At 64.9% G+C, this 13,953-nt stretch carries 10 protein-coding genes; 3 read left to right on the plus strand and 7 right to left on the minus strand.

Features of this window, described 5'->3' with window-relative positions; all coding sequences use genetic code 11:
- Positions 1 to 117 precede the first annotated feature (117 nt).
- Together ACZ7GB_RS17765 and ACZ7GB_RS17770 are read left to right on the plus strand one after the other, a co-directional pair.
- Positions 118 to 1,332 (plus strand): N-acetylmuramoyl-L-alanine amidase, encoded by a 1,215-nt coding sequence (locus ACZ7GB_RS17765; protein ID WP_246832538.1) that lies wholly within the window; start codon positions 118 to 120, stop codon positions 1,330 to 1,332.
- Between the two features lie 167 nt (positions 1,333 to 1,499).
- Positions 1,500 to 4,067 (plus strand): penicillin-binding protein 1A, encoded by a 2,568-nt coding sequence (locus ACZ7GB_RS17770; RefSeq protein WP_078605720.1) that lies wholly within the window; start codon positions 1,500 to 1,502, stop codon positions 4,065 to 4,067.
- 150 nt (positions 4,068 to 4,217) lie between these two features.
- On the opposite strand, the gene ACZ7GB_RS17775 is transcribed toward ACZ7GB_RS17770, so the two are convergent.
- From ACZ7GB_RS17775 to pyrC, 3 genes are all read right to left on the minus strand, one after another.
- Entirely contained in the window at positions 4,218 to 5,717 is a 1,500-nt protein-coding gene (locus ACZ7GB_RS17775; protein WP_078540536.1) for a replicative DNA helicase, read from the minus strand.
- 235 nt (positions 5,718 to 5,952) lie between these two features.
- Entirely contained in the window at positions 5,953 to 6,630 is a 678-nt protein-coding gene (locus ACZ7GB_RS17780) for an orotate phosphoribosyltransferase (protein ID WP_078550681.1), read from the minus strand.
- A gap of 109 nt (positions 6,631 to 6,739) precedes the next feature.
- On the minus strand, positions 6,740 to 7,780 hold the full coding sequence (gene pyrC, locus ACZ7GB_RS17785) for a dihydroorotase (protein ID WP_472159783.1): 1,041 nt from the start codon (positions 7,778 to 7,780) through the stop codon (positions 6,740 to 6,742).
- A 172-nt stretch (positions 7,781 to 7,952) separates the two neighbouring features.
- On the opposite strand from pyrC, the gene ACZ7GB_RS17790 reads away from it, so the two are divergent.
- Entirely contained in the window at positions 7,953 to 8,165 is a 213-nt protein-coding gene (locus ACZ7GB_RS17790; protein ID WP_078601229.1) for a DUF1127 domain-containing protein, read from the plus strand.
- A 93-nt stretch (positions 8,166 to 8,258) separates the two neighbouring features.
- Here the strand turns inward: ACZ7GB_RS17790 and ACZ7GB_RS17795 are convergent, their stop codons facing one another.
- From ACZ7GB_RS17795 to ACZ7GB_RS17810, 4 genes are all read right to left on the minus strand, one after another.
- Complete coding sequence (locus ACZ7GB_RS17795; protein ID WP_472159785.1) at positions 8,259 to 9,197, minus strand: phosphoadenosine phosphosulfate reductase; 939 nt, start codon at positions 9,195 to 9,197, stop codon at positions 8,259 to 8,261.
- A gap of 176 nt (positions 9,198 to 9,373) precedes the next feature.
- Positions 9,374 to 10,417 (minus strand): glycosyltransferase family 2 protein, encoded by a 1,044-nt coding sequence (locus tag ACZ7GB_RS17800; RefSeq protein ID WP_472159787.1) that lies wholly within the window; start codon positions 10,415 to 10,417, stop codon positions 9,374 to 9,376.
- A 44-nt stretch (positions 10,418 to 10,461) separates the two neighbouring features.
- Complete coding sequence (locus ACZ7GB_RS17805) at positions 10,462 to 11,127, minus strand: SDR family oxidoreductase (RefSeq protein WP_078570888.1); 666 nt, start codon at positions 11,125 to 11,127, stop codon at positions 10,462 to 10,464.
- Positions 11,128 to 11,192: 65 nt separating this feature from the next.
- Positions 11,193 to 13,508, minus strand: coding sequence for a glycosyltransferase family 2 protein (locus ACZ7GB_RS17810; protein WP_472159788.1), 2,316 nt, complete (start codon positions 13,506 to 13,508; stop codon positions 11,193 to 11,195).
- Between the last annotated feature and the right edge of the window lie 445 nt (positions 13,509 to 13,953).

A 13,953-nucleotide genomic window follows, 5' to 3' on the forward strand; every position in this document is an offset into this window, starting at 1 on the left:
GGGCAGGCGCGGCCCGAGCTGGGCGCCCCGCGCCAACGTGCCCATTCGCCCTTTGCTCCGCGCGAACCCGGCCGCTATAGTGCCCGCAAAACGAAAGCGCATAAAAACGGGGCGCGTATGATCGGGCGGTTCATTCTTCTTCTCGCGATGTCTCTCGCGCTGGCTCTGCCTGCGCGGGCGCAGGACCTGTCGGCCTTGGCGCAATACGCGCCCGAGCGCAGCCAGATCGCGCAAAGCGGCGATAAGGTCGCGATCACGCTCGGGATCAGTCAGCCCGTGCCGTATCGCGCCTTTCTGCTGGCCGATCCCTACCGGCTCGTCATCGACTTCCGCGAGGTGAATTTCGGCGCCAACCCGCCAGAAAGCCTGCTCAAGGGCAGCGATGCGATCAAAGGGCTGCGCTGGGGCAAGTTCCGGCCCGGTTGGTCGCGGATGGTGGCCGAGCTTGCCCATCCGATGCGCCTCGTCACCTCGGAGGAACGCACCAAGGGCGACCCCGAGATCGCGCTGACGCTGGCGCAGGTGCCCGCGGCGAAGTTCACCCCGCGCAAGGGGGCCGCCGATTCCGCCCTGTGGGATCTGCCGCAACCCGCGCCGACCGTCGCGCCGCATCGCCGTCAGGACGGGACGCGACCGCTGAAAGTGGTGCTCGATCCCGGCCATGGGGGCATCGATCCGGGGGCGGAGGATGGCGGCGCGCATGAGGCCGATATCGTGCTGGGCTTCGCCCGCCAACTGCGTGACGCGATGCGCCGGGCAGGGATGCAGGTGGTGATGACCCGAGATCAGGACGTGTTCGTGCCGCTCGAAACCCGCGTGACGGTGGCGCGGGCGTCGGGCGCGGATCTCTTCATCTCGCTCCATGCCGATTCCATCGCTGAGGGGAAGGCGACCGGCTCCACCATCTATCGGCTCGCGGATCACGCCGAAACCGAGGCGACCCGCAAGCTCGTGCAGCGCCACGACCGCGACGATATCCTCGCGGGCGTCGATCTGAACGGGCAGGGCGATGCGATCACCCATATCCTCGTCGATCTGGCGCGGCGCGACACGCAGCCGCGCTCGGTCCGGCTGTCGCAGGTGCTGGCGGGCGCGATCAAGGGGGCGGGTCTGCATATGCACAAACGCCCGGTGCAGGGTGCGAATTTCTCGGTGCTGAAATCGCCCGATATCCCGTCGGTTCTCGTGGAGTTGGGCTTTCTGTCCTCGCCTGCCGATCGCGCGCGGCTCAAGGACCCCGACTGGCGCGCGCGGATGGCTGAGGCGATCACGAAAGGTGTCGAGACATGGGCGCAGGGCGATGCGGCGGAAGCGAAGCTTTTGCGCCAGTAATCGCGGGTTGTTCCCGGTCTGACGCGCGGTCATCCGCCCATTGAGCGGGATTGTGACCACGCGGAGTCTTCTCGGAAGCGTGAGCGCACATTACTTTGACCGTCACGAAGGCGCGATGTATAGGCTGGCGCGATGGGGTGATCTGCCCCGAGGCAAGGGGTGTATCTGTGATCCGTTTCATTCTCGGCTCGATCGGCGGCGTGTTTTCCTGGGTTGTGACCGGGCTGTTCTTTGCCGCGCTCACCATCGGGGCGATCTTCTGGATCTATTCGCGCGATCTGCCGAGCTATGACCAGCTTGCGCAATACCGCCCCAAGACCATCTCGCGCATCTATAACGGCGACGGTCGCCTGATCGACGAATTCGCCGAGCAGCGCCGCCTCTTCGTGCCGATCCGCGACATTCCCGACCGGGTGAAGGGCGCCTTCGTCTCGGCCGAAGACAAGAACTTCTACATCCACCCCGGTTTCGACCCGCGCGGGATCGCAGCGGCGATGTTCACCGCCGTGAAGTCGGGCGGGCGCGACGTGCGCGGGGCCTCGACGATCACCCAGCAGGTGACGAAGAACCTGCTTCTGTCTGCGGACCGCTCGGTGGAGCGCAAGATCAAGGAACTGATCCTGTCCTCGCGCATCGAGCATGTGCTGAGCAAGGATCGTATTCTCGAGCTCTACCTCAACGAGATCTATCTCGGCCAGAACTCCTACGGGGTCGCTGCTGCCGCGCAGACTTATTTCAACAAGCCGCTCGCCGATCTGACGGTGGGCGAGGCCGCTTATCTCGCGGCACTGCCGAAGAAGCCTGCCGATCTGCATCCCGTGCGCGACTACAAGACCGCGGTGGAGCGCCGCAACTACGTGCTCCGCCGGATGTACGAGGACGGCCGGATCGACAAGGCGACGATGGAGGCGGAGCAGAACAAGCCGCTGAAATCGGTGCAGAACGGCGATTACGCCCCGTTCCGCGCGCAGCTTCCGCCGCGCGACTATTTCACCGACGAAATCCGCCGCCAGCTTTCGAAAAGTTTCGGCGAAGAGGAATTCTTCGGTGGTGGTCTGACGATCCGCGCGACCGTGAACCCCGATCTGCAATCCCATGCGACGAAGGCGCTGCAACATGCGCTGGAGAAATACGACCGCGAGCAGGGCGTCTGGCGCGGCACCGGGGCGAAGATCGCCGAGGACAAGCTGAAGAACGAGGCCGACTGGCGCGCCGCGCTCTCCGATGTCTCGACCGCGAAAGCCCCGCGCGACATCGACGGCTGGCACCCGGCTGTGGTGCTGGGCTTCGAAGGCGGCTCGGCCCGCATCGGCATCGAAGGCATCGAGGAAGACAAAGACGGCCACTGGATCCCGCCCGAGGATGTGACCTGGGCGCGCAAGCTGAAGGATGACGGCAAGCTCGGCCCGCGCGCGAAACAGGCACAGGATCTGCTGGAGACCGGCGACGTGGTCGAGGTCCGTGCGATGACGAAGGATAGCGATGGCTCCTTCATCCGCTGGACGCTGCGCCAGGTGCCGAAGGTCGAAGGCGCCTTCATGGCGATGGACGTGAATACCGGCCGCGTGCTGGCGATGCAGGGCGGCTTCTCGTATCAGTCCTCGGTCTATAACCGCGCCACGCAGGCGATGCGCCAGCCGGGCTCGAACTTCAAACCCTTCGTCTATGCGGCGGCGCTGGATTCCGGCTTCTCGCCCGAGACGATCGTGGTCGACGCGCCGATCGAGATCAACACGCCCCAAGGCATGTGGCGTCCGAAGAACGCGTCGAACAAATATTACGGCCCGACGCCGATGCGCACCGGGCTCGAGCATTCGCGGAACCTGATGACGATCCGGATCGCGCAGGAGATCGGCATGGAGACGGTCGCGGCCTATGCCGAGAAATTTGGCGTATACGACCATATGCGCCAGTTCCTCGCCAATGCGCTCGGCGCGCAGGAAACCACGATGTTCCGCCTGATCTCGGCCTATGCGATGTTCGCCAATGGCGGGGAGCGCGTGGAGCCTACGCTGGTCGATCGCGTGCAGGACCGCTATGGCCGCACGATTTACCGCCACGACCAGCGCAGCTGCGCCAATTGCGAGGATCCGAACCTGCCCGAGGGGCAGGGGCCGAAGATCGTCAGCCATCGCGACCAGATCATCGACCCGATCACCGCCTATCAGATGATCTCGCTGATGGAGGGTGTGGTGAAGCGCGGCTCCGGCTACGGCGTCGACCTGCCGGTTCCGATCGCGGGCAAGACCGGCACCACCAACGACGCGAAGGACGTGTGGTTCACCGGCTTCAGCTCGAACATCGTGGCCTCGTGCTACATGGGCTACGACAACCCGCGCTCGCTGGGCCGTCACGCCTATGGCGGCACGCTCTGTGTGCCCGTGTTCAACGAGTTCATGCGCGAGGCAATCAAGGAATTTGGCGGCTCGAAATTCAAGGTTCCGCCGGGCGGCACCTGGGCGAAGTTCAACCGCTATACCGGCGAGCGTCTGTCGGATTCCGCCACCGGCGAATTCGTGCAGGCCGAATATCTGCGCCCCGGTCAGGACATGTCGGGCCTCGGCTCGCTCGTGGTCGATGGCGGCTTCGCGATGGGCTCGAACCTGCCGCTGTTTGCACAAGGCGAACGCGACGATGCGGGCTCCACCACGGTGACCACCTCGACCGGCCAGCAGAAAGTCATTCCGAAGAAGAAGGCCGATTTCGGCTCGCTCTCGGCAGGCGGCCTCTACTGAGCGCGCCGCGCGTCATAACCGACAAACATTAAAAAGGGGGGCGCTGGCCCCCCTTTTCCGTTTCTGCTCGATTATGTCTGCCAGAGCTCTGGCGGTTCGGGCTTGCCCAAATATCCCGTAAGGGGCGCGGGCCGCGCCCCCAAGCCCCGCTCAGAACCCTTCGTTGCCGTCGCCCTGCCACGGCTTGGCCAGATCCGAGAAGCGCGTGAACTGGCTCTCGAAGGCCAATTCCACCGTGCCGATCGGCCCGTGACGCTGCTTGCCCAGGATCACCTCGGCCTTGCCATGCACGCGCTCGGCCTTCTGCATCCATTCGGCGAATTTCGGATCGTCTTCCGGTGGCTTGAGACGCTCGTGATAATATTCGTCGCGATAGACGAACATGACCACGTCGGCATCCTGTTCGATCGAGCCCGATTCCCGAAGGTCGGAGAGCTGCGGGCGCTTGTCCTCGCGGCTTTCCACCGTCCGCGAAAGCTGCGACAGCGCGACCACGGGGATGTTCAACTCCTTCGCGATGGCCTTCAGACCCATCGAGATCTCGCCGATCTCCTGCACGCGGTTGTCGCCCCGGCCCGAGCCGCGCAGCAGCTGCAGGTAGTCGACGATCACCACGTCGAGCCCATGCGTCCGCTTCAGGCGGCGGCACCGCGCGGCGACCTGACCGATCGGCAGGGCGGGCGTGTCGTCGATATAGAGCGGGCATTTTTCCAGCGCCTTCGCGGCTTCGACGAAGCGGCGGAATTCGCTTTCGGTCATGTCGCCGCGACGGATGCGCTCCGAGGGCACTTCCGAAGCTTCCGAGAGAATACGCGCGGCCAGCTGTTCGGCGCTCATCTCGAGCGAGAAGAACCCGACCACGCCGCCTTCGATCGCGCCCTCGACCCCGTCATGACGCATGCCCTTCTTGTAGGCCTTGCCGATGTTGAAGGCGATGTTGGTCGCAAGCGAGGTTTTCCCCATCGAGGGACGCCCTGCAAGGATCAGCAAATCCGACGGGTGGAAGCCGCCGAGCTTCTTGTCGAGATCGACAAGCCCGGTCGAGACGCCCGCAAGCCCGCCATCGCGCTGATAGGCGGCGTTGGCCGATTGCACGGCCTCGGTCACCGCCGACAGGAACGAGGTCCAGCCCTTCTGCGCCTGACCCTCTTCGGCGAGCGTGTAGAGCCGCTGTTCGGCAGATGCGATCTGCTCCTTCGGGTCGTCGTCGATCTGCGGCTTGCCCGCGCGCGACGAGATGTCCTGACCCAGCTCGATCAACCCGCGCCGTACCGCCATTTCGTAGATCATCAGCGCATAGTCGCGCGCCGCATAGGCCGAGATCGCCGCCCCCGCCAGCCGCGCCAGATAGGCCGGGCCGCCCAGTTCCTGAAGGCCCGCGTCGTCTTCGAGATAGGCTTTCAGCGTCACCGGCGAGGCGAGCGCGTTCTTCTGAATCTTCGCCGCCGCGACCTCGTAGATGCGCTGGTGGACCGGCTCGTAGAAATGCTCCGGTTTGATGACGGAGGCGATCCGGTCGAAGATGTCGTTATTCGTGAGGATCGCGCCCAGAAGCTGCTGTTCCGCTTCGATATTATGGGGCAGTGCGGTGCCCTCTGCGGGCAAATTTCCGGGCTGCCCCTCATCGGGTCGTTGTGCCTGATCGTTCATGTACCTGCCTCGGTGTCCCCGTCCCTCTGCGCGGTCTTCTAGCCGCAGTCGGGGGAAAAGGGAATCTGGATAAGATTGGGGAAAACCCCGCTGTTTCAGCGGAGTTTTCGGAATTTATGGTGTTTGCCCGTAGGGAGCCTACCACATCTCGCGATTATTTTCGAAGCGCGAGATTCGGAGCTAAAACGCTCCCCAGAGCATCCACAGGATCATCCACAGGAATCTCCGGGCTGTTTCAGCCCTTGCGCGCGTCCTGCCACGGGCGCGGATCGCTCAGGAAGGCCTCGACCTCGTCGAGCGTTTCCTTCGAGAAGCTGCCCTGTGCGCGCGCCTCGGCCAGCACGTCCCACCAGGTGCACAGGTGATGCAGCTCGACGCCATGCTCGCGCAGGTTCGGCACGGTCTCGGGGAAGATCCCGTAGTAGAAGATCACCGCTGTATGGCCGCAGCTCGCGCCGGTGTCGCGGATCGCGTCGACGAAGCTCAGCTTCGAGCCGCCATCGGTGGTCAGATCCTCGACCAGCAGCACGCGCTGGCCTTCGGTCATCGCGCCCTCGATGCGGGCGTTGCGCCCGTAACCTTTGGGCTTCTTGCGCACATAGGTCATCGGCAGGGCCAGACGCTCGGCCACCATCGCGGCGAAGGGAATGCCCGCCGTCTCGCCGCCCGCGATATTGTCGAAGGCCTCGAAGCCCGCCTCGCGCATCACGGTGACGGCGAGGAAATCCATCAGGGTCGAGCGGATGCGCGGGAAGGAAATCAGCTTGCGGCAATCGATATAGGTCGGCGAGGGCAGGCCGGAGGCGAGCGTGAAGGGCTCGTCGGCATTGAAATGCACCGCTTCGATTTCCAGAAGCATCCGCGCGGTCAGGCGGGCGATTTCTTCTTTGCTGGGGAAGGAGCTGGGGATCATCATCTCGTCCTTATCAAGGCTGGTTTCGGCTTGGTCTAAATATCCCCCGCGGAGCGTCCGTCGGCTGGCCCGGGAGCCTCCGGCGGGGATATTTTCGCCAAGGCGAAACTCAGCGTTTTACATGCCAATGGACCGGGAAACCCGGATCGAAGAGGGTGACAGGGCCCGCGCCGGTTTCGATCTTGGCGGGCCAGCTGTTGGGCTGGTCGGTCTTCTCGAGCGTCAGCGTGGCCTCGTTGACCGGCAGGCGGTAGAAGGCGGGGCCGTTGCGCGAGGCAAACCCTTCGAGCTTGTCGAGCGCGCCTTCGGCTTCGAATACATGTGCCAGAAGCGGCATCGTATGGGTCGCGGTGAAACAGCCCGCGCAGCCGCAGGCGGTTTCCTTGGCGGCGTCCACATGCGGCGCAGAGTCGGTGCCGAGGAAGAAATGCGGGTTGCCCGAGGTCGCGGCCTCGACCAGCGCCAACCGATGCGTTTCGCGCTTGGCGACCGGCAGGCAGTAGTAATGCGGTTTGATCCCGCCCACGAGGATATGGTTGCGGTTGATGATCAGGTGATGGGTGGTGATCGTCCCGCCCATGTCGTCGCCCTGTGCGGCCACGTAATCCACGCCGTCTTTCGTGGTGATATGCTCCATCACCACGCGCAGCCCGGGGGTCTTGCGCCGGATCGGGTCCAGCACGGTCTCGATGAAGACGGCCTCGCGGTCGAAGATGTCGATCTCGGGGCGGGTCACCTCGCCATGCACGCAAAGCGGCAGGCCGATTTCGGCCATCTTCTCCAGCACGCCGCGCACCTTGTCGAAATCGCGCACGCCCGAGTCCGAGTTCGTCGTGGCGCCCGCGGGATAGAGCTTCACCGCCTTGATCAAACCGGAGGCTGCAGCCTGCGCCACATCCTGCGGATCGGTCTTCTCGGTGAGATAGAGCGTCATCAGCGGCTCGAAATCGCTCCCTTCCGGCAGTGCCTTCAGGATGCGCTCGCGATAGGCGGCGGCATCGTCGCCGCGCACCACGGGGGGCACGAGGTTCGGCATGATGATCGCGCGGGCGAAATCACGGGCGGTTTCGGGGGCGACACCTTCCAGCATCGCGCCATCGCGCAGATGCAGGTGCCAATCGTCGGGGCGGGGCAGGGTGATCGTGCTCATGAAAAAGTCCTTAGCCCGAGGCTTCGTGCAAATCCAGAGGGAGCGCGCATGCCGCGCTGCAGCAATTGCATGGCGGGGATGCGGAGATGGCGGTACCACTGGCAGCAAAGCTGACCTAAATTCAGTGCCAAGGGAGAAAACGACCTGAACGCTGAACCTCAGGAGGTTTCCAATGGCATTCGTTACCACCGCCCATGGCGAACAATCGATCTTTGCCCGTATGGGCCACGCAATCACGCAAGGCCTCGTCGCCTATATGGAGCGCCAGTCGCGCCAAGAGCAGATCCGCGCGCTCGACGCGAAAAGCGACGCCGAGCTGGCCGAGATGGGTCTGACCCGTGACGGCATCGTGCGCCACGTGTTCCGCGACCGCTTCTACATCTGATCGCTGTCCGGGGCGTCCGGGCGTCTCGCATTGAAAAAGGGCGTGCCCCAGCCGGGGCGCGCCCTTTTTACGTTTCAGTCTCTCAATCGGGGCTCAGGCCGCGCCAGCCCGTTCTTGTGGCTCCGGCAACTCGACCCCCTGCTCGGCGAGCTTCTGGGCGAGCGCCTCATAGCGGTCGCGGAATTTCGGACGGTTCTGGCTGGTCCCGACTGCGCGGCACAGGATCGCCTCCAGCACCGGGCGGCGCGCTCGGCGCAGGTGGTCGACCAAACGGATCACGTAGCGTTTCGAGAGCCGCCGGGCGCGGAAGAAGGTCCAGAACAGGGACGGGGTCAGCTTGCCCGCGCCCGCAGCGATCAGAACCTCGTCGAGAATATCCATATCGAGCAGCCCCGCCGCCGGGTCCGGGCCGATATGTCGGCACGGCATCAGCGACACGCAAGGTCGCGCGAACAGCGCCGCGTGCATCGCGTCGAGCCGCTCGAACGGGTCATAGAAGACGAAGGCGCGCTCCACGCCGTCGAGCATTTCGGGCGCGAAGCCGTAGCGATCGGTAAAGGACATGCGGCGAGTCTGCGGGAAGCGGTCATCCCAGCCCGCGAGCGTCGGATCGAGCGTCGCCTGCGGTGCGAGCGCGACCACCGTGGCGCCGGGCGCCGCGACCGAGAAGGCGGCCGCCGCGTAGCCGCCGGGGCCCGCGCCGTAGAACACCACACGGTCGAAATCTTCGAAGAAGGCTTCGTCGACGAGGCGGTCGAAATAGGCATAGATGGCGGGATCGCGAAACCAGCTCTCGTCCGAAGCGATCACGCTGAGCGCGGACCAGCCTTCATCGCGGGCGATCTTGTAGCCGAAGGGCAGGGCCTCCTCGCGATCGGCCTCGATCTGTGCGCGGGTCTCGAAGCTGACGATCAAGACGGGCGAGTCGTCGTGGAACAGCACTTCATGATCGGCGCCGAGCGGCTCGTAATAGCCGGTCTCGTCCGCGATCTTTTCCAGCCGTGCACGCCAGTCCGTGTCTGCCTTGTTCACCTTCGCCTCTTTTCAGCTTTCGTGCGCGCGTCGCTTGCTGCGGGCGCGGGCGGGACACCGCCAGTTCTGCTCAACCAACGTATCACCGCAAGAAAGGGGCACAAATAGGAGCCAAGCGAGGAATCTGTCGCCACATTTCTTAATGGGCAACAATCGGCCTAATCAGCGGCGTTTGTTCACGGGCTCTCAGTAATCGCCGCTTTTGCGAGGCGAACCATGAGTTTAGCGGCTTGCGGCGAGAGCGGGCGGCTCGGCGGACAGAGGAGAAGCCTGCCAAAAAGCGCGCGATACGGCTCCTCGCGCAGAAGCGCGCGGGCCTTCGCTTTGCGCCACATAACCGCCTTATTGTGCAGGCCGGGCAGGTCGGAATCGGCGGTCAGCTCGGCAAGGGCGGCCTGCGTGCCCGCATCGTGGCGACGGATCGAATCGTCCTCCACGTCCGAGAAATTCCGCTCCACCCAGTAGGACATGTCGAAGGCCCCGGCCTGTCGGTTCGACCGGCCGCGGTCGCATTTCACGAGGTAGCCCTCCATCGACCCAAGCGGGTAATGGTTGAGCTGCACCAGATCGTAAGGCGCGCTGCCGGGCGGGGTGAACAGTTTCTGGCGCTGATAGTGAGGCGGCAGTTTGCGTCCCGATCCGTCGACCCAGAGCGTGCCCGCCAGCTTGTCGTCCTGCGGCGCGCGGGGGCGGTGCACGCCGAGCTTGGCATAGGCGCCGGTACTGGCAAACAGCGTCTTGAACATCGACGCGCGCCACGGCCAGAGCATGTCGGGGCGCGCGCAGCGGGGGAATTGCTGCGTGACGGGGCGATCCTCGAAGCCGACGACGCCGCAATTGCCGAAGAGCCGCCATGTCATCGCGAAAGCGGTGGCTTGCGGGACGGCCTCGATCAGCGCGTCCAGCGTGCCGTCGCCGGTCTTTATGGTGACGAATTCGTCAACGTCGATGACCGCGATCCAGTCGGCTTGAGCCACCAGCGGATGCGCGTCGGCCTGTTTCAGTGCGGCCCATTGCGGGCCTTCCTTCCACGGGCCGGGATTGGGCACATGGGTCAGCCAGCCGATCTCCTGTAGCCGATCCAGCATCGCATCGGTGCCGTCTTCGCTGTCATTGGAAAAGACAAGGAAATCCGTGAAGCCGATGGCGCGGTGATGGGCCAGCCATTCCAGCAGAAACGGGCCTTCATTCTTTACGGATGTGATCGCGAGCGCACGCATTTCGCCACTGTAGTGAGGCCGCGCGCGCCCGCAAGTGTCTGGGATCACACGGCGACGTGGCGCGGCAGGGCGGCCACGCTTGCCGCGATCTCCTCGGTGCCGTCGGTCAGCTCGAGGATTTCGTGGCTGATCTCGGGCGTGTCGATCAGCGCCGCCAGCACAGCCGCGACATGGCCGCGGGCGACCGAGCCGTAATCGAGCGCATGGGCCAGCGCGACGCGACCGTCGCCGTCCTCGTCCATCAAGGTGCCGGGGCGCAGGATGACATAGTCGAGCCCGCTCGCCACCACGGCGGCATCCGCGGTTTTCTTCGCCAGCATGTAATGCTCGAAGCCCGGCTTGATCTCCTTGCCGCGCCCGGCATCGGGGAAGGCGGAGACGAGGTAGAGCCGCGGCACGCTCATCCGGTTCATCGCGGCGATCACGTCGAGCGGTGCCTCGCCGTCGATCCGGGTGGTGCGTTCCAGCCCGGAGCCCGCAGCCCCTGCCGAGAAGACAACCGCGTCATGGCCCTCGAACATCGGTTCGAAATCGCCTGCGGTCAGCTCCATCAGGTCGCCTTGCACGGGCGTCGCGCCCATCGCGCGGAGACTGTCGGCCTGCTCGGGTTTGCGATGCAGCGCCGTGACCTCGTGTCCTGCCTCAATCAGAAGCGGGACCAGCCGATGCCCGACGCCGCCTGTCGCGCCGATGATGAAAATGCGTGCCATGTTTTCGTATCCTTTCCTTTGCTCGGAGAGCTAGGTCAGGACGCGCAGGGGTAAAGGCGCCGCGCTTAGTGCGTGGCCTCGTCGGGGGCGTCGACGGTGAAGAAGAAATCGTGGGGCAGATCGCGGGCGTGCAGGTCGTCGGGGATCACATGCGGGCCGGTGTTGAATACGGCCGAGCCGAAGACATGCAGCATCCGCGAGAGCGCCTCGAAGCGCGCGGACGTCAGGGTCTCGTAGAACTCGCGCTGATCAGGGCGCGCCATCAGCTCTTCGATCTTCGCGCGGTGGCAGGCGACAGCGTGATTGTGCGCGGCGGCGATCTCGGGATCGGCCATCATGCGGTCGAACTCGGCGCGGGCGGCGGGCAGCATCCGCTGGATCGAGCGATCCTCGACCGCGTTATGATTCATCCGGAACCAGTAGTTCAGTCCCTGATCGCGATCGACATGGTTCACCCGGCCCCGGTCGCGCTTCACGAGGAAGCTCTCGGCCGAGCGCACCGCGTAATGGTTCAGCTGCACCCAGTCATAGCCATAGGTGTCGAGCGTCGAGCGCCAGCCGTTGCGGAACATCTCGCGCGGCATCGGCTGGCCCGAGCCGTTGAGCCAGTTCACCTGATCCCAGAGGTCCGGGTTCAGCCCCTTGGGACGATGCACGCCCAGCTTCTTGTAGAGCGCGATATTGCGAAACAGCGTCTTGAAGCCCCAGGCCTGATGCGGTTTGCGTACGATCTCGGGGGCGCAGCGGGTGAATTGCCCGGTGATGAAGCTGTCCTCGTATGCATGGACATCCGCATTGCCGAAGAGCCGCCAGGTGAGCGCGATCATGTTCGCCTCGCCCATCGCCTGATACAGCGATTTCAGCGTGCCGTCGCCGATCTTCACATTGATGAACTCGTCCACATCCATGCAGATCGACCAGCCCGCCTTGGTGATTGCCGGCTCATTCTCCGCCGCCGCCAGCGCCGCGTGCTGCGGCTTCATGTCGACCATCGTGCGGAACGGGTTCTCGCGGTGCTGGACGTAGCCCTTGGCCTGCAGCAGATCGAGCATCGTATCGGTGCCGTCGGTGCAGTCGTTGGTGTAGACGAGGAAATCGTCCACCCCGATCGCGCGGTGATAGGCGATCCATTCGAGGATGAAGGGGCCTTCGTTCTTCATCGTGGTGACGATGGCGGTGCGGCCTGCCTCGACGGCTTGCGCGGGCGCGTCCTTCACCTTCGAGACCGGCGGGCGCACCGGCTTGAACCCCCAGATGTCGCGCGACAGGTGCAACAGGCGTTCGTCCTCGACCAGCGAGGTCTTGGGGGCGAGTTCTGCAGGCGAGGTTCCCGGCACCCGCAGCGCCATCGCGCGCCAGAAACCGTAGGTCAGCCCCGGATCGGGTCGGCAATAGCTGACGCGCAAGAGGCGCCATGTATTCTCCAGCCCGGCCTTTTGCGGCGCGCAGCCCCAGCGCGCGATACCGCGCCGGGCGTCGAACTGGCGACAGATATGGTCGGGGAAGCGCGCGGGCTGATCGTTGCGCACGCGCCAAGGGTAGATGCGGCGGCCCACCAGAAGGATCACGCCGTTCTCGGCAGCCTGCGTGGCCTCGAAAGCCGACGGCTGGCCCGGCTCGCGCGCGGCCAGCAGATCGGTCACGTCGAGCACCAGCACCGAGGCCGCCTTCGCAAAGAAGCGCCATTTCGCGATCTCGAAGATCAGCGCCTGACCCAGCGGGCTAAGCTGCGGATCGGGGGCAGGCGGCTCCATCCGGTCCTTGCCGGGCGCGTCGGGGGCGAGGAAGACGTGGTTCTCGGGGCCCTGATCGGGCTTGCCGAGCGGCAGCGGGCTTTCAAGGATCGCCACCGGCAGGTCCAGCTCGCGCAGGACCATGCCCGCTTCCAGCGCATCGGCGAAAGTCTCGCCAGTGCCTGCGGGGCTGTCCTCGGGCGCGCGGTTCACGATCACCGCGCCCGTCGCGCCGTGGTGGTCGTGATGCCAGCTCAGCCAATCGAGCACGGTCTCGACGCTTTCCTCCAGCCGCAGCCCGAACAGGCAGTTGCGGCCTTCGAACATCTCCCAATCGGGGGCGGCGGGGGTGATCTCGCGCAGGGTAGGGCCGTCCGGCCCAGTCATCGCGGCCTGAATCGGGCCCGGCGCGGTCGGCTCGTAGATCGCCATCACCGCGCCCGCGACATTGCGCCCCTCGGCCAGATGCGCGGCCCCGGGTACGGCGTCGAAGCTGAGATCCTCGGCTTGCGCGGGGGCCGCGAAGAAGGCGCGCAGGTGATGGCGGGGCCCGAGATCGGTCTCCTCGGTCCAGCCCACCGCGTCGAGCAGCGCGGGCTTGCCCGTCTGCGCCTGCATGATGCGCCGGATCACTCGTTGCTTGCTCATGTCGATCTCGAAACTGCCTCTCGTTCCAACTAGCACGCAGGGGGTGACGCGATAAAGAGCGCGCAATCGCCGCCGACCCGATTCCGGGCCGCACCTGTCCGGGTCACGATTTCGCCTCCGAACGGGGCGATTTCGCGCGGTGGGAATGGCGAAACCGGGGCAATTGCGGAGGCGCGCGCGCAAGACCGGATGGGACGGAAAGAAAAAGGCACTGAAGGTTCGGTCGGGGCGACTCGCTCGCGTGATCGCGCCGTGTGCTTTGAGAGCCCGAAAAGACAGGTCAGAAGGCGGGGCGTCAGGCGTCTGGTAAGGTTTTCCTCACACGCGGCTCACCGACCCTGCCAGAAACGTGACCATTGGAACAGTTTGTCGCAGTTCAAACCGGATGAATTTTGACCTAAGTCAAGTTCAGCACACGGATACTCCCATATCACAAGTGCATCGG

It is taken from the genome of Thioclava sp. PTB-PU3-1 (assembly GCF_055666785.1).